The organism is Kitasatospora sp. NPDC101155, assembly GCF_044768305.1.
GTDB lineage: Bacteria > Actinomycetota > Actinomycetes > Streptomycetales > Streptomycetaceae > Kitasatospora.
Map to the genome: position 1 here is coordinate 25,072 of NZ_JBIWPN010000035.1, position 16,009 is coordinate 41,080.

Here is a 16,009-nt window from a genome sequence, read left to right on the forward strand (position 1 = left end):
CGTCTATGGGGCGTCTGTGGGGCTGTCAGAGCGAGTGGAACGGCAGGCCGGCGTCGGCGACCAGCTCGTCGCCGGTGTCCGGCGGCAGCAGGCTGGCGGTGCCGTCGGAGACCGGGACGATGCCGAGGTCGAGCAGTTCGGCCATCGCGGCGCTGCCGGCCAGGTCGCGGACCTGGAGCTGGTAGCGGGCGGTGGTGCGGTAGGTGCCACCGGAGTCGTCGGAGACCTTCTGCAGGAAGCCGGAGTCGACCAGGAACATGACGGCCTTGGCGACGATGCCGATGGTGGAGCCGGAGAGGCGGCGGGCGTCCTTGGTGGCGCCGGTGGCGGTGCGCCGGGCCCAGACCCGCCAGGCGGCCTCCAGACCGGGGGCGTCGGAGGCCGGGTCGGTGTTGGCGCCCTCGGCGTCGGCCTGCTCCTCCAGCCGGCGGCAGGCCTGACGGACGAAGGAGTCGACGCCGTTGACGGTGATCCGGCCGAGGTAGCCGTCGTCGGCGAGGTCCTCGGGGCGGGGGAAGGCCATGGCGGCGACGGCGAGGTGGGCCAGGCCGTGCAGGAAGCGGTCGGTGGACTCGGAGGCGGCGCGGCGCGAGTAGTCGCCCATCCGGACGGCGAACAGCGAGTCCTCGGCGGCGGCGACGGCCATGCCGGCCCGCGGCGACACCTCCAGCACGACCAGGCCCATGCCGGTGGCGATGGCGTCGGCGAGGCGGGCGAACGGCGGGTCCTCGCGGTGGCGGCGGACGAGTTCGGCGTATTCGGCGTCGCGGGCGGGGAGCAGCTTGGCCTGGAGGCCGAAGGAGACCAGCCGGGCGGCGTCGGCGACGTCGGCGGGGGTGATCGGCGCGGGGGCCGCGGGTTCGGTCTCCGCCGCCCAGGACGTGTCGTGGTGGGTCGTCACGGGCGGTGCTCCTCGGGGCGGTTGCTGTTGCTGGTGTTCTGGCGGTGCGTCACGGTCGGTGCCTGGAATCTCGATGCCTGGAAAGTCGGGTGCCCGGGAGGTCGGGCACCTGGAGGGCCGCTGCCCGGCCGGTCAGCCGGCGTCCTTGCGGTCGGCCGCCATCCCGACCGCGTCGAGCAGTGCGCTGCCGACGATCAGGTCGGCGCCGCCGAACTCCGGGTCGCGCAGCGGGGTGCCGTCGTCCACGGCGAACAGCAGCCGCTCCTCGCCCTGGCGGTAGGCGGTGCCGACCGGCGGGCTGGCCGCGTGCACGGCCAGCAGGGCGACCAGGTACGGGAGCTCCGGGTCCCGCTTGCGGGCGTCGGCGAGCAGGCCGGAGAGCCGGCGGGGGGCGTCCGGGGGCAGGTCGAGCAGCTCCAGGGCGGATTCCAGCTGGGCTTCGGAGAAGCGGCTGTCGTCCGGGGTGGCGACCAGGTCCGGGTCGGGCAGTTCGGCGCCGAGGTGCTCGCGCTCGACCGGCGGGGTGAGCAGCAGGTCGACCAGGTCGGCGACCCGGACGGAGACGGGCGTGCGCAGTCCGGCGCCGCGGGTGAAGAAGGCGCCCGTGGGGCGGACGGCCTGCTCCACCGGCAGCCGCAGCACGGGGGCGAGCAGCTGTCCGTACAGGTCGATGCCGCTGCGGGCGCCGGGGGTGGCGAAGGCCTGGCGGTCCTGCTCGGCGCGGAACAGCGGGCCGGCCTCCAGCAGGCGGGTCTGCAGCTTCGTGTGGCGGCGGATGCAGTCCTTGACGATGTCGAGCAGCTCGGCGGCGCGGCGCTTGTGCTCCGCCCCTTCAGGGGTGTGGGGCTCGGCCTCGTCGCGGGCCTTGCGGATGTTGGTGAGAATCGCGTTCTCGTGCCGGTAGCGGTCGGCGATGTGGTCCAGCGCCTCGTCGATGAGGTCCGGGACGGCGCGCATCCAGTCGACGGCCCGGACGTTGCGGCGGGTGGCGTCGAGGGCGCGGCGCAGCGTCTCGGCGTACTGGACGGTGCGGTAGCGGGCCTGCTCGGCGGCGAGCTGGGCGTCGGCCAGCCGGCCGCGGCGGATCAGCACCTCCAGCTTGACCTCGGCGGCGATCTGGGCCGAGGTGACGTCGGTGTCGAGCGCGCCGACCAGGACGTTGACGGCCTCGTCGGTGGTGCGCAGGTAGACGCCGCCGTCGGGGCCGGGGACCTCCTCGATCAGCTTGAAGTCGTAGTCGCGCCGGACGTACTCGCCGTCCGCGCCGAAGGTGCCGTAGACGGCGCGGAAGCCGCGGTCCACGCTGCCGACGTTGATCAGCGACTCCAGCACCCAGCGGGCGACCCGCTCGTGCTCGGCAGCGTGACGGGTCGGGGCCTGGGCGGCGACCCGGGGCAGCAGCCGGGCGAGCACTATCTCGCGGTCGGCCCCGGTGTCGAAGTCCATGTGCAGGGTGACCAGGTCGATCGCGGCGAGGCCGACCTCGGCCATCGCGTAGCCGCCGAACTCGCCGGCCAGGTTGACCTTGCGGTTGTCCAGGTCGTGCAGCGGGGCGGTGCAGGCCAGCGCCTTGAGCCGGCGGGCCAGGCCTTCGTCGGCGGCGGGGCCGGGCGCGGGCCGCGCGGGGGCGGCGGGCCCGGCGGGGGGCCGGAGGCCGTGCTCGGTGGGCGGGTCAGCGATGGCGGTCACGGTGGACAAGATTAGAGGTTCGCACCGACATCGACCGAAACGGACCTTGCGGGCGGGCCCGACGGCAGGTGGGCGGCGGTGTGCGGGCCGGATTCAAAGCGGGGTTTCGACGGGATTCCGCCATTCCCGAACCGGCGCGGGCGGCATCAGCGCACCGGTGACGTACACGTACACGACCTAGCCGGCCGCTGCTCCACGGGATGCCCGGGTGCCGGTCCGGTGCCCGGGCATCGGTGCATCCGGGACCCCGGGGGGATGTTGAACACGTTCAAATCAAGGGTCTAGAGTCGACCGTGCGCAGACGGGACAAAGCCCGCCTGCACTTTCGGCATGTGCGCGCGCTCGGCGCGCGCGGGAGGTGTGCGAGATGGACGGCGACCCTGCGGTCATCCTGCGGCGGGCCCGGCGGTGGCTCCGGTTCTTCGTGGTCTGCCTGGTGCTCAGCGGCCTGACCGCCTTCCCGCTGGAGACCGAGACCCGCTGGCTGGTCGACTTCGCCTCCGGCCCGGCCGCTCCGCTGACCGACCACTTCCCGGCCGCCCTCGCCTGGTTCGAACGGGTCCACCGGGGCATCACCGAGACCGACGAGCGCTACCCCTTCCTGGCGTACGGCACCGACTGGCTGGCCTTCGCCCACCTGGTGATCGCCGCCGCCTTCTGGGGGCCGCTCAAGGACCCGGTCCGCAACATCTGGGTGATCCGCTGGTCCGCGCTCGCCTGCGGTGCCGTGATCCCCCTGGCGCTGATCTGCGGACCGCTGCGCGGGATTCCGGTGGCGTGGCAGTTTATCGACATGTCGTTCGGGATCTTCGGCGTCATTCCGCTGCTGATCGTGCTGCGCTCCCTGCGTCCGCTGGAACGTTCCTTCCAGGAACGCCTGGCCGCGAGCTAAGTCGGCGACCCCGGAGCCGCCCCGAGGCGCGCGAGCGAAGACCGCGCGCCGGTGGCCCCTCCGGGGGCCCGGGTCACGGACACCGGGCTTCACCCGCAGGCCCTACCATCTGGCTCAACAGCTGCTGGGAGGCGGACGGGCGTGGCCGATGCGGTGATCGATCTCAATGCGGACCTCGGCGAGGGGTTCGGGCGCTGGAGCCTGACCGACGACGAGGCACTGCTGTCCGTGGTGACCAGCGCCAACGTCGCCTGCGGCTACCACGCCGGGGACCCCTCGACCATGCGCCGGGTCTGCGCACTGGCCGCCGAACGCGGCGTCCGGATCGGCGCCCAGGTCTCCTACCGCGACCTGGCCGGCTTCGGCCGCCGCGCGATGGACGTCCCCCCGGAGGAGCTCGCCGACGAGATCGCCTACCAGATCGGCGCCCTCCAGGTCTTCGCCCGCGCCGCCGGCTCACGGGTCGCCTACGTCAAACCGCACGGCGCCCTCTACAACCGGGTGGTCGCCGACTCCGAACAGGCCGAGGCCGTGGTGGCCGGGGTACTGCGGGCGGGCGCGGTCTGCGACGGACCGCTGCCCGTCCTCGGACTGCCCGGCTCCCGGCTGCTCGACGTCGCCGAGGGCGTCGGACTCCCGGTGGTCAGCGAGGCCTTCGCCGACCGCGCCTACACCTGGGCCGGCACCCTCGTCCCGCGCCGCGAGCCCGACGCGGTGGTGCACAACCCCGAGTCGGTGATCACCCGGGCCGTCGGCATCGCCCGGGACAGCACGGTGGAGGCGGTCGGCGGCGAGCGGATCGGCGTCGAGGCCCGCTCACTGTGCGTCCACGGCGACACCCCCGGCGCCGCCCAGCTCGCCTGGCGGATCCGCGGCGCCCTCGCCTCCGCCGGGGTCCGGGTGGAGGCGTTCACGTGACGGTCGGCGCGGTCCGGCGGGTCGGCGAGCGGGCGCTGCTGGTCGAACTCCCGGGGACGGCCGAGGTCGCCGCGCTGTACGGCTGGCTGCGCGAGCGGCAGGAGGCCGGGGAACTCGGCGAGATCGAGGAACTGGTGCCCGCCGCGCGCACGGTGCTGCTGGACGGCGTCGCGGACGTCCCGGCGGTGGCAGCGCTGCTGCGCACCGCCCGTCCACGAGCGGCCGCGGCGGCGAGCGGGCCGCTGGTGGAGGTCCCGACCGTCTACAACGGCGCCGACCTGGCCGAGGTCGCCGCGCTCTGGGGGGTCTCCGAGGAGGCGGCCGTGCGGATCCACACCGAACCGGAGTACGTGGTCGCCTTTTGCGGCTTCGCACCCGGCTTCGGCTACCTCACCGGGCTGCCGCAGCGGTACGAGGTGCCCCGCCGGCACACCCCGCGCAGCTCCGTCCCGGCCGGCTCGGTCGCCCTGGCCGGCCAGTACACCGGCGTCTACCCGAGCCCCTCCCCCGGCGGCTGGCAGCTGATCGGCCGCACCGCACTGGCGCTCTGGGACCCGGTGCGCGAGCCCGCGGCACTGCTGGCGCCGGGGGTGCGGGTACGGTTCACGGCGGAACGGGCTTAGAAACGGATCCGGCGACAGTCTTGGGGGCGGGCCGAGTTGAGCGAACTGCAGGTGGTGCGACCCGGACCGCTGACCACTGTCCAGGACCTCGGGCGACGCGGTGTCGCCCACCTCGGGGTGCCCAGGGCGGGCGCGCTGGACGAACCGGCGCTGCGGGCGGCGAACCGGCTGATCGGCAACGGTCCGGCGGCGGCCGGGCTGGAGACCACGCTCGGCGGGGTCGCACTGCGCGCCCTCGGGCCGGTGCTGATCGCCGTCACGGGCGCACCGGCACCGGTGACGGTCGACGGACGGGCGGCCGCCTGGGGCGCGCCGGTCGCGGTGCCGGCCGGCGCGGTGGTCGAGGTCGGCGCGGCGACCGCCGGGGTGCGCGGCTACCTGGCGGTGGCGGGCGGGATCGCCGTCCCGCCGGTGCTGGGCAGCCGCTCCGCCGACCTGCTCTCCGGCCTCGGACCCGCCCCACTGGCCGCAGGCGACCGGCTACCGGTCGGCACGCCGCCGCCGTGCCGGGACCGGGCCGACCTGGTGCCGCTGCCCGCTCCCCCGGCCGAACTGGTGCTGCGGCTGCGGATCGGCCCGCGCGCGGACTGGTTCGCGCCCTCGGCGGTGGACCGGCTGGCCCGGGACGGCTACCGGGTCTCCGCCGCGAGCAACCGGATCGGGCTGCGCACCGAGGGGCCTGTCGTGGGCCGCACCCGGGCGGGCGAACTACCCAGCGAGGGCATGGTGTTGGGAGCGGTACAGATCCCGCCGGACGGGCAGCCGGTGGTCTTCCTGGCCGACCATCCGACCACCGGCGGCTATCCGGTGATCGGCGTCGTGCCGGCCGACGATCTGACGGCGGCCGCCCAGGCCCGGCCGGGGACGCCGGTGCGCTTCGTGCCGCTGCGGGAGAAGTGAGGGCGGGAAGGATCGAGGGCGGGACCGCCTGAGACCGACAGGGCTCAGGCCGGGAGGGCTCAGGCCGGGAGCGCCGGGAGCTTCACGCCCGGCCCAACAGCAGCTCCGCGATGGTGCGTTGGGCCGGGTCGAGTGCCGTCTCGCCCTCCTCCGCCGCCCAGACCGCGTTCTGCAGCACCCGGGCCAGCGTCCAGGCCGCCGCCACCTCCCGGTCCAACTCCAGTACGTCCAGCAGGAGGTCGAAGCGCAGCCGCAGCGCCCGGTCGGGGGCGCCGCCGGCCCGCAGGTCGTCCCAGCGGTTGCGCAGCGCGGGCAGCAGCTCGAAGCCGGGGTGCCCGGCGAGCGGCTTGGGGTCGATGGCCAGCCAGGGCCCGCGGCCGCTGCCCGGCAGCGGGGCGAGGACGTTGCCGTAGTGCAGGTCCCAGTGCAGCAGCCGGTCGCCGGACTCGGCCCGTACCTCGCGCAGGGCGGCCACGCAGTCGGCGAGCAGCCGTCGCTCGTCCGGGTCGGCGAGGGCGGTGGCCGCGGCCGGGGCCCGCACCAGCAGCCCGTCCGCGAGGCAGGTCAACGTCCGCGGATGAGCGGGTGCATGATGCGCCGTCAACTGACGCATCAGCTCGGCGAGCACACGCAGCGCCGCGAGGTGGTCGGGCAGGCCGAGCAGCGAGCGTGACGGGTCCAGCCGTTCCAACAGCACGGAGCCGGAGGCCGGTTCATGGTCGAGCAGGCGGACGGCGCCCCGCCCGCCCCAGGCCCGCAGGGCGTCTGGCTCGCCGGTCGTCTCCTCGTCCACAGGTTGGAGCTTCAGCACCGCGGGCGTTCCGTCGGCCCGCCGCACCGGCAGCACCAGCCCTGCCACGCCGTGCGCCGTCGGCCCGTCCGGGCGCAGCTCCCAGCGGTCCAGCAACTCACCTGCCAGGGCGGGCAGTCAGGACGCCCAGGCGCGCCCCTCGACACCGAGGAACTCCTCCAGCGACCGGGCCGGCGCGGGCGGGACTTCGGGGACCTCGACGGGCATCGGACGGACTCCTCTCGGACGGTCCCGCCCAGCCCAGTTCGCGCTCAACCGGTTCGGGCTCAATCCGCACTCAGCGCCGCCGCGGCCGCCGACGCGAAGCCCTCCGGATTGTCGAGCATGATGTTGTGCCCGCAGTCCGGCACGGCCACCACCCGCACGCCCGCCGCACGCAGCCCGTCGACGCCCTCCGGCTCGCCGTCCGCCGCCGGGTGCAGGAAGGTGCGCGGGATGTCGAGCCCGAGCAGCAGTTCGCGCATGGTCGGCTCGCTCCCCCGGGCGAGGTGCACGGCGCTGCGGTACAGGCCCTCCGGGCCGGCCAGCCGCATCGTGGACCACCAGAACGGTCCGACCCGCTCGGCGACCTCCTCGCGCCCGCCGGCCAGGAACTCCGCCTCGGTGTAGCCGGCGATCCCGCTGCTGCCGATCCGCTGGCGGCTGGGGGTGATCGGGTCCAGGTTGGCGTCCACCAGGAGCAGCCGCGCGACCAGTTCGGGATGCCGGTGCGCCAGGACGATCGCGATCGCGCCGCCCATGCTGTGGCCGACCACCTCGACCCGGTTCAACCCGGCCGCCGCGACGGCCGCCGCGACCGCGTCGGCGTGCGCCTCCAGGGTGTAGTCGAAGTCGGCGGGCCGGTCGCTGATGCCGAAGGCGAGCAGGTCGAGCAGCAACGAGCGGCGCCCGGCGAGCAGCGGGTGGGCGGCAGCGGCGGCGAAGTAAGCCGGCGAGCTGGCGCCCAGCCCGTGCAGGTAGAGCCTGGCGGGCTCGGCGCCGGGCAGCTCGACCCAGCGGATCCGGTCGCCGTTCGGGGTGACGAGGGCTTCACGCATGCGCGCACGCTCCTGGTTCGAAGTGGCTCGTTCGAATGATTCGAGTGGTTCGAGTGGTTCGAGGAAATCGCCAAGAGCATACCTCGGAATCGAGGTATCGCGGCATCGATATACCCATGCCCCGAGTCACTGATCTGAGAGAGTGGCCCCATGCTGAAGCTCGCGATCCTCGGATTCCTGTACGACCGGCCGCTGCACGGCTACGAGCTGCGCCGCCACCTGGCCGGGCTCACCGGCCACATCCGCCCGATCAGCGACGGCACGCTCTACCCCGCGATCAAGCGCCTGGAGGCCGACGGCATGCTGGTCCGCCAGACCGAGCCCGGCAGCGCCGCCGCCCCCCGGCACACGCTGCACCTCACCGAGGCCGGCCGCACCGCCCTGCTCGACCGGTTGCGCGAGCCCGAGTCCCTGGACATCAGCGACGGCAACCGCTGGGCCACCCTGCTGTCCTTCCTGCGCCACCTCGACGACCCGGCGGCCCAGGCCGCCGTACTCCGCCGCCGGCTGGACTTCCTCTCCGAGCCGGCCAGCTTCTACTACGAGGGCGACCGTCCGCGCAGCGCCGAGGAGTTCGCCGATCCGTTCCGGCGCGGCCTGCTGCTGACCGCCCGCGCGACGACCGAGGCCGAACTCTCCTGGCTGCGCGCCACCCTGGCCGAGCTGGCGGAGGCCGAACGAACCGGCGGAGCAACGAACTGACGAACTGACCGAAAGACGCCGAACCGTCCTTCCCAGCGGACCCCGCCCGTGTTCCGATGGCCCCATGGGCAACGACACTCACCTGGACGACGAACGACGCAAGGGTTACGACGGCACGGGCGCGGGCGCGATCACCCCCGACGGCTGCGCGGTCGAGGTGTGGACCCGCCTCCCGGTGGGCGACGCACCGGACGTGATCGAGGCCGCCGTCCCGCCCGGCGCACGCATCCTCGAACTGGGCTGCGGCGTCGGCCGGATGACCCATCCGCTGGTCGACCGCGGCTTCACCGTGACGGCCGTGGACGAATCCGCCGAGATGCTGGGCCGCGTGCGCGAAGGCATTCGCACCGTGCGCAGCCCGATCGAACGGCTGGACCTCGGCGAGCGCTTCGACGTCGTCATGCTCGCCTCCTTCCTGGTGCACGCGGGCGATGTGGCCGTCCGCCGGGGCCTGCTGGAGACCTGTCGCCGCCATGTCGCCGAGGACGGCTGCGTGCTGGTGCAGCGCGAGGGCGAGGACTGGCACCTGAACGTGCCGCGCGAGAGCCGGATCGGGACGGACGGGATCGCCCGGATCCTCTCCACCACACCGGTGGGTGAAGGGGTGAACTCCGTCCACGCGCAGTACGAATTCCCGGACGGCACCTGGACGCAGACCTTCCTCTCCCGCCCGCTCAGCACGGAGGCCTTCGAACAGGCTCTGGCGGACGCCGACCTGCGGGTCGAGAGGTACCTGACGGAGGACCGCACCTGGGTCAGGGCCCGGCCGCACGGCTGAGCCGCGGCGACCCGGAGCACGGGGCCCCGGAGAACGCGAGCAGAGAGCACAATCGAGGAGCGCAAAGACGGATTAAAGGGTGAACAAAGAAATGTCACCTTCACCCCGTACCATCGGCCGCGCGCCGGGCCCGCGCGCGGCCTGGTCCGCGCGGGTCGCGGTCGTCCGCACGCCCGCTCCGACCCGCAAGGACCCGCCATGCCGCACCAGCACGACGCCCGTCCGATACCCCTGGCGGGTGCCTGGTGATCGACTGGTTCCACGGGGCCGTTCTCGGCCTGATCCAGGGGCTCACCGAGTTCCTGCCCATCTCCTCCAGCGCGCATCTGCGGGTGTTCTCCGCCCTGTTGGGCTGGAACGACCCGGGAGCGGCCTTCACCGCCGTCACCCAGCTGGGCACCGAGGCGGCGGTGCTGATCTACTTCCGCCGGGACATCGCCGCGATCGTCCGGACCTGGGCACTGTCGCTGGTCCGCCCAGCGCTGCGTTCCGAACCGGACGCCCGGATGGGCTGGTTCGTGATCATCGGCACCCTGCCGATCGGCATCCTCGGCAAGCTGTTCCAGGACACCATCGAGACCCATCTGCGCGATCTCCGGATCATCGGCACCACACTGATCGTCTTCGGTCTGATCCTGGCCGTCGCCGACCGCACCCGCGCCGTCCGCCATGCCCGTCCGATCACCGACCTGCCCCTGCCGAACGCGGCCGGCTTCGGCTTCGCCCAGGCGCTGGCGCTGATCCCCGGCGTCTCCCGCTCCGGCGGCACGATCAGCGCGGGCCTGCTGCTCGGCTACAGCCGGGAAGCGGCGGCCCGCTACTCCTTCCTGCTCGCGATCCCGGCGGTGCTCGCCTCGGGGACGCTGGAGCTGTTCAAGATCGGCGAGGGCCCGGCCCCGGCCTGGGGGCCGACCGTCCTGGCCACCCTGATCGCCTTCGTGGTCGGCTACGCGGCGATCGCCTGGTTCCTCAAGTACATCTCGAACAACAGCTTTGTGCCGTTCGTGGTCTACCGGGTGCTGCTCGGCATCCTGATCATCGGCCTGGTGGCGGGCGGCGTGCTGGCCCCGGACGCGGGTGCGATCAAGTAGAACGCCGTTCCACAAGCCGAACGCCGGTCCGCGGAAGCACGCCTGAAAAGCAGTGGGCCGGGACACCGTCACGGTGTCCCGGCCCACTGAACGTTGAGGACCTAGCGCCCGAACTCCCGGGCGGCGGTCAATCGGCCGCGGACGGCGGCGTGGACCTCGGCCTCCTCGGCCGGGTCGGCGGCGAGCCTTCGCAGCCGCTCCAGCACGCGCGCATCGCCCGTGGTGGCGACATGGCGCGCGGCGAGCTCGCGCGTGGACTCCTCGCAGTCCCAGAGGCACTCGACGGCGGGCCCCTCGGGGAAGTGCACATCGGTGGCGGCGAGCGCCCGGGCGGCGCGGCCGCGCAGTTCGGAGGAGGCGGCCTCCCCGTAGATGTGGCGCAGGACCGGAACGGCGTCGGCGGCGGCCAGCCGCCCCGCACCGTCGACCAGCGAACCGAGCCCGGGACCGCTGACCCCGCGCACGGACATCCAGCGGCGCAGCCCGGCGACCACCAGGGGCGCGTCGGCCGGCTCCCCGGCGTCGGCGAGCAATCGGACGGCGGCCTCGCCGAGCGCGCTGTCGGCGCCCCCGCTGGCCGGGTCGGCCCAGCGGCGTGCCTGCGCCAGCACCTCGGGGCCGCGCATCCGGCCGAACAGCTCCAGCGCAGCCCGAACGATCCGCTCGTCCACATCAGCTGCGGCAGCCTCGATCAGTTCGATGGCGACCGGGTCGCGTTGGTCGACCAGGTAGCGCAGGGCGGCCCGGCGAGCGCCGGGCAGGCCGTCGCGGGCGGCCTCCAGCAGGACCGGACGGTCCTCGGGCCGGACCACGGCGGTCAGGCAGCGGGCGGCCGCGGCGGCACGGCGGTCCACGGCGTCGGGCGCGGACGGGTCGTCCTCGGCCCGCTCGGGCTCCGGGCGGGCCAGGAAGGCGCCGGCGCCGAGGCCGCCCAGCTCGCCCTGGTCGGCCCAGGCCAGCACGTCGGCGGTGGACCAGCCCGGGGTGACGCCGCTGCGGTTCAGCTGGCGCTGCCAGAGGTCGAAGGGTGACTGCTCGCTCGCCGCGGCGACTCTCGGGTGGTAGGCCGCCCACAGCCGCCAGGGCCGGGGCTCGTACGCGTTGCGGATGAAGTCGCGCAGCTCGGCGTCGCCCTCGGGACCCGGCGGGAAGCGGTCCAGCACGGCGGTGCCGAGCAGCAGCAGGCCGCGGTCGTCGTCGCGCAGGGCGAGCTCGTCCAGGGCCCAGGCCCAGTTGGCGCCCGTGGCGGCGTACTCGCGCAGCATCAGCAGCGCGTCGCGCCGGCCGTAGGCGGCGAGGTGGCCCAGGACGGAGAGAGCGAGACCGGTGCGGTTCTCGTCGTCGCTGACGAGGTCCTCGGCGGAGTGGAGGTGGTCCTCGATCCCGTCGAGGGAGGCCTCCAGCTCCATGTAGAGGCGGGCGTAGTAGAGGGAGCGGCTCTCGACCTGCCAGTCGGCCCGCGGATCCCTGGTGACGCACTCCTCCAGCGCGGCGATGGCCTCGGCACGGTCGGCGGCCAGCGCATGGAGCTGCCCGTCACCACGGCCTCGCTGCAGGAGGCCTAGGAGGCTGGCACTGGGTGCTATCACTGGCTCGAACATGAGGTCAGCATCCGTTGCGGCGGTCGTAGTGGCAACGGGATTTCCGTCGCCGGGGTCTCTGGTCGGTACTGCGGTGGGCGCCCGGGCGCCGGAATCACCGAAGGTTACCGCCTCGGGCTCCCTTCCGCACACAGGGCGACGAAGGCTGCTGCCACAGTGGCATATGCCAGGGGAATTTTGCCTTCGATCTGTCCAAATCGCCCACAGCGATGAGGACGCTGTGCGACAGTCTTCTCACTACCCCAACGACCCGCACACGGCTGGTCGCACCGAGCGATGGACCCGTCATGAACATGCCTTTAGGCGCCACCCGCCCGCCGGACACCGCCGCGGTGGACGGCCCGGCGGGCGCGGACGGCCCGGGCTCCGCGGGCGGCACGGACCGCGCCCGCGACGAGACGGGCGACGGCGCCGACAGCGGAACGGACGGCAGAGTGGACGGCACGGCGCAGGAGCCGTCCGGTCCCCACCTCGACAACGGCGGCACCGACGACCGGATCGTCGGCTCGGCCGAGTGGGACCTGCTGACCGACGGCATCCGGTGGAACGCGGAAACCTACCTCCTCCTCGGCTGCGACCCGGGCCACGGCCCGCTCAGCCTCGACCGGCTGCCCGACCGCCTCCCCGAGGCGGACCGGCCGGTGCTGCGCCGGATGATGACCGACGCCCTGGTGCACGGCCGCCCGGCCGCCGGCACCCTGCGGATCCGCCGGACCGACGGACGGCACGACGGCGTCGAGTGCGCGGGCGAACCCGTGCTCGGCACGGACGGCACCGTCACCGCGCTGCGGATGCTGCTGCGGCCGGCCTGAGCCACCGCGGCCCCACGGCCCCGCTCCTCCTCGAACGGCTCGCGCGAACCGCCCGCATCACGACAGCCGCGGCCGGTTCTTGGCGTCCGCCGCCCGCAGCTCCCGCCCGAGCTCCGCCCGCAGCTCGTCCACCACCGGCAGTCCCCGGTACCGCGCGGTCAGCCGGTACATCTCACGCAGCCGGTCCCAGGTCCGGTGCGAGGAGTTCTGGCCGATCAGGTTCATCACCATCTTGGCCTGGAACTCCGCCGCGTCCGGCTCCCCGGTGATCCAGTGCACCGAGGCCAGGGTGATCCGGTCGAACAGTGCCGAGCGCAGCTGCCCGGTGCCCTCCCGCAGGGTGATCACCCGCTCCGCGTGCCGCTGGGCCAGGGCAGCCGCCGACTGGTCGTGCTCGGACAGCGTGCGCAGCACCAGGGCCTGCATGCCGCGCAGCTCCGCCTCGTCGAAGACCTGCATCCAGTTCGGCGCCGGCTCCTGCGCGTCCTCCGCGAACAGTTCCTCCGCCTCGCCGAGGAGGCGGTAGGTGTCCTGGGAGTGGCCGATCGAGGCGTGCGCCCAGGCCTCGACGGTGTTGAACATCGCACGCGTTCTGGGCAGCAGCCGACCGCCCGAGGCCTTGGCCGCCGACATCAGGTCGATCGCGTCGTCGGCCCGGCCCAGGTGCACCATCTGCCGCGCCGCCCGGGAGATCGCCTCGCCGGCCCGCGGCCGGTCGCCGGCCTCCTTGGCCGCCTCGGCCGCGATCATGAAGTAGCGCTGGGCGGTGGGCTCCAGGCCCACGTCGTGCGACATCCAGCCCGCGAGCACCGCGAGGTTGGCCGCGACCAGCCACAACCGCTGCTCCACCACGGGATTGTGGCTACCAGTCAGAAGGCCGCCCACCTCGTTGAGTTGACCCACCACCGCCTTGCGCTGGAGCCCGCCGCCGCGCGCCGCGTCCCAGGCCCGGAACACCTGCACCGAGCGCTCCAGCGACTCCACCTCGTCGAGCCCGACCGGGCCCGCGTCGTACACGTCCACCATCGGGCGCGCTCCGCCCCCGGTGACCACCTGGCGCGGTCCGGGCACCGAGGCCGCGTACGCGACGGCGTCCCCGCCCAGCCAGCCCTTCAGCGAGTCGGCGATGACCGCCCCGGCCGTGAGCGCGGCTCCAGCGCCCACCAATCCACGTCGGTTCAGCATGAGGTCCATTCCCGTGAACTCGGTGAGGACCGCGGCTGTTCGACCCGGCGACCATGGCACTGCTGCGGACGGCTCCGCTCCGGACCTGGTGGGCCGGTGTCGTTCCAGACCGAGGTCCTCAGTGGTGACGACACGGCCGAGCCGCTCCGTGAACACGGCTGCCAGCACCCTCGGCACCGGATCGCGCGGGATCTCCCCCTGCTCGATCCAACGCCGTACCCTCGACGTGTCGGTGGACAGCTGCTGCTGCCCCAGCGCGGCACCTCGACGGTTGACCAGCCGCGCCAACTCGCCCTTGGACCATCCGGTCAGGACGAACAGATCGGCGAGTCGGGTGTTGGGTTCCCTGCTCAATGAAGCCCCCAGGTTCCTCGGCTTCTCCGAGGCTAGAGGCTCGGGCAAGTGCCAGGCGAGCATTCGCCACCGTTCGCCAGGGCCCGCCAGACTACTAAGCCAGTGCCCGACGGGTGTGTTGTAGGGGTGCGTCACCTCGCCCCTCGGGTCGGGCGGCGTCCCACCAGGGTCGGGGCATTCCCCCGACCGTGGCACGGGACGTTCCCGGTCCTCACCCGAGGGGGTGGCGCGGCCGGGTGGCGCGGGAGCGCCGGGCACGGCCACGGCGATCCGGCCGACCGCATTCCCCAGGATGCGGACGGCCGGAGCACTGCCGAACAGGGGTTCCGACCCCGCGTCCGTGCCCGGCGCCCGCGCACCACCCACCGACCGAAGCAGGGCCGCCGTCGCACCAGGAAGCACACGGCACCGGCCCTCCCCCGCCCCCGCCCCCGCGGGGAGAACCCGCCGACGGACCGGAAGGGACCACCCTCAGCCCATGTACTCCTCAGCGACCACCCCCACGCCGACCGCGACCCGCACCGCGCTGCGCCCCCCCACCGCAGCCGCCGGCCGTCCCGGCCCGAAGCAGGTGCCCCCGGCGAGCCGTCCGGTGGCTCCGCGCGGCACCGAGGGCCGGTCCACGGACGCCCGGGTCCCGGCCGGCCGTACGGCGCTGGGACTGCGCGGCCCCGAGGTCACCCCGCCGCCCGGCCACCGCCTCCCGCTCGCCCGCCAGGCCGACGGCCAGGTGCTGCGCGCCCGACGGCCCGGCCAGCCGGTCGGACCCGACCGGATCGACCCGTCGGCGCTGCAGACCCCGGCGGTACGGGCCGCGCTGGCGAGCGTCGCGCGGATATGTCCGGCGTTCACCCCGCGCCAGGTCCTGCGCGAGGGCAGCCGCCACATCCTGGTGGCGGGCACCATCGGGCGGGCGCCGGTGGTCGCCAAGTGCCTGGCGCCGCAGGCGGTGCGGAGTGAGTACTTCGAGCAGTTGGTGGCCGACTTCCACCACGAGGTCGCGGTCTACCGGGCGTTCGTCCGGCACCGCCCGCCCGTGCGGCTGCCCCGGCTGGTCGCGGCCGACCACGACCGCTGCGTGCTGGTCGTGGAGCGCGTTCCCGGGCGGCCGGCCGCCCGGGAACGCCACCCGGTCAACGCACCCACCCCGGGCGAGGTGCGGGCGCTGCTCGGCGCGGTCCGGACGCTGAACCTGTGGCGGCCGCCGAGCGACGTGTTCCAGCCGCGCCTGGACTACCCGTTGGAGATCGCCCGCTACCACTCCGTGGGCCAGCTCACCGACCGGGACGCCGGCGACCTGCGCGGCCTGCTGCACGGCCTCGGCCACACCCCGCTGCAGCTGTGCCACGGCGACGCCCTGCTCAGCAACATGCTGCTGGCGCCGTCCGGGCCGGTGCTGGTCGACTGGGAGCAGGCCGGCTGGTACCTGCCGGGCTACGACCTGGCGGTGCTGTGGAGCGTGCTCTCCGGCGACACCGCCGCCCGCCGCCAGATCAGCCAACTCGCCCAGAGCGGCGGCACGCTGGCCCGGGACGCGTTCCTGGTGAACCTGGTGCTGGTGCTGATGCGGGAGATCCGGCTGTACGACGTGCCGGGCGCCGGCGAGGAGCAGCGGATCATGATCCGCCGGCTCTACGACGACGCCGCGCTGGCCCGTCGGGCCGTCCGGGCCGCGGTCGGGACGCGCTGAGGGCCGGGGTTCCGCAGCGGGTGCG

14 protein-coding genes and 1 pseudogene are annotated in these 16,009 nt (G+C 74.1%); 9 read left to right on the top strand and 6 right to left on the bottom strand.

Annotated elements, in window-relative coordinates; all coding sequences use genetic code 11:
• Nucleotides 1–25: 25 nt before the first annotated feature.
• Both ACIRYZ_RS34435 and ACIRYZ_RS34440 read right to left on the bottom strand, forming a co-directional pair.
• Nucleotides 26–901, bottom strand: a complete 876-nt coding sequence (locus ACIRYZ_RS34435) for a hypothetical protein (protein WP_387627527.1) — start codon at nt 899–901, stop codon at nt 26–28.
• Nucleotides 902–1,033: 132 nt separating this feature from the next.
• Entirely contained in the window at nt 1,034–2,590 is a 1,557-nt protein-coding gene (locus ACIRYZ_RS34440; RefSeq protein ID WP_402952013.1) for a hypothetical protein, read from the bottom strand.
• 367 nt (nt 2,591–2,957) lie between these two features.
• Here ACIRYZ_RS34440 and ACIRYZ_RS34445 point away from each other — a divergent pair, with 367 nt between their 5' ends.
• From ACIRYZ_RS34445 to ACIRYZ_RS34460, 4 genes are all read left to right on the top strand, one after another.
• Complete coding sequence (locus ACIRYZ_RS34445; RefSeq protein WP_402952015.1) at nt 2,958–3,482, top strand: hypothetical protein; 525 nt, start codon at nt 2,958–2,960, stop codon at nt 3,480–3,482.
• 141 nt (nt 3,483–3,623) lie between these two features.
• Nucleotides 3,624–4,400, top strand: coding sequence for a LamB/YcsF family protein (locus ACIRYZ_RS34450; RefSeq protein WP_402952017.1), 777 nt, complete (start codon nt 3,624–3,626; stop codon nt 4,398–4,400).
• On the top strand, nt 4,397–5,023 hold the full coding sequence (pxpB, locus tag ACIRYZ_RS34455) for a 5-oxoprolinase subunit PxpB (RefSeq protein WP_402952018.1): 627 nt from the start codon (nt 4,397–4,399) through the stop codon (nt 5,021–5,023). Before ACIRYZ_RS34450 ends, pxpB begins: the two co-directional genes overlap by 4 nt.
• Nucleotides 5,024–5,059: 36 nt before the next feature.
• Complete coding sequence (locus ACIRYZ_RS34460) at nt 5,060–5,923, top strand: biotin-dependent carboxyltransferase family protein (RefSeq protein ID WP_402952020.1); 864 nt, start codon at nt 5,060–5,062, stop codon at nt 5,921–5,923.
• Between the two features lie 82 nt (nt 5,924–6,005).
• Here ACIRYZ_RS34460 and ACIRYZ_RS34465 read toward each other — a convergent pair.
• Nucleotides 6,006–6,941, bottom strand: a pseudogene (locus ACIRYZ_RS34465) (aminoglycoside phosphotransferase family protein).
• A 59-nt stretch (nt 6,942–7,000) separates the two neighbouring features.
• Nucleotides 7,001–7,771 (bottom strand): alpha/beta fold hydrolase, encoded by a 771-nt coding sequence (locus ACIRYZ_RS34470; RefSeq protein ID WP_402952021.1) that lies wholly within the window; start codon nt 7,769–7,771, stop codon nt 7,001–7,003.
• Nucleotides 7,772–7,921: 150 nt separating this feature from the next.
• Here ACIRYZ_RS34470 and ACIRYZ_RS34475 point away from each other — a divergent pair, with 150 nt between their 5' ends.
• The 3 genes from ACIRYZ_RS34475 to ACIRYZ_RS34485 all read left to right on the top strand — a co-directional run bounded on the left by ACIRYZ_RS34475 (nt 7,922) and on the right by ACIRYZ_RS34485 (nt 10,342).
• Nucleotides 7,922–8,473 carry a PadR family transcriptional regulator gene (locus ACIRYZ_RS34475; RefSeq protein ID WP_402952023.1) on the top strand — a complete coding sequence of 184 codons (552 nt, stop codon included), beginning with the start codon at nt 7,922–7,924 and terminating at the stop codon, nt 8,471–8,473.
• Between the two features lie 64 nt (nt 8,474–8,537).
• The gene (locus ACIRYZ_RS34480; RefSeq protein ID WP_402952025.1) at nt 8,538–9,251 is read left to right on the top strand and encodes a class I SAM-dependent methyltransferase; all 714 of its coding nucleotides are present in this window, start codon (nt 8,538–8,540) and stop codon (nt 9,249–9,251) included.
• Between the two features lie 248 nt (nt 9,252–9,499).
• Complete coding sequence (locus ACIRYZ_RS34485; protein ID WP_402952092.1) at nt 9,500–10,342, top strand: undecaprenyl-diphosphate phosphatase; 843 nt, start codon at nt 9,500–9,502, stop codon at nt 10,340–10,342.
• A 101-nt stretch (nt 10,343–10,443) separates the two neighbouring features.
• Here the strand turns inward: ACIRYZ_RS34485 and ACIRYZ_RS34490 are convergent, their stop codons facing one another.
• Nucleotides 10,444–11,943, bottom strand: a complete 1,500-nt coding sequence (locus tag ACIRYZ_RS34490) for a HEAT repeat domain-containing protein (protein WP_402952026.1) — start codon at nt 11,941–11,943, stop codon at nt 10,444–10,446.
• A 287-nt stretch (nt 11,944–12,230) separates the two neighbouring features.
• On the opposite strand from ACIRYZ_RS34490, the gene ACIRYZ_RS34495 reads away from it, so the two are divergent.
• Nucleotides 12,231–12,755, top strand: a complete 525-nt coding sequence (locus tag ACIRYZ_RS34495) for a hypothetical protein (protein ID WP_402952028.1) — start codon at nt 12,231–12,233, stop codon at nt 12,753–12,755.
• Nucleotides 12,756–12,812: 57 nt separating this feature from the next.
• On the opposite strand, the gene ACIRYZ_RS34500 is transcribed toward ACIRYZ_RS34495, so the two are convergent.
• A complete protein-coding gene (locus tag ACIRYZ_RS34500; protein ID WP_402952029.1) occupies nt 12,813–14,294 on the bottom strand; it encodes a hypothetical protein in 1,482 nt (493 codons plus the stop codon).
• Between the two features lie 478 nt (nt 14,295–14,772).
• Here ACIRYZ_RS34500 and ACIRYZ_RS34505 point away from each other — a divergent pair, with 478 nt between their 5' ends.
• A complete protein-coding gene (locus tag ACIRYZ_RS34505) occupies nt 14,773–15,984 on the top strand; it encodes a phosphotransferase (protein ID WP_402952031.1) in 1,212 nt (403 codons plus the stop codon).
• The last annotated feature ends 25 nt before the right edge of the window (nt 15,985–16,009 follow it).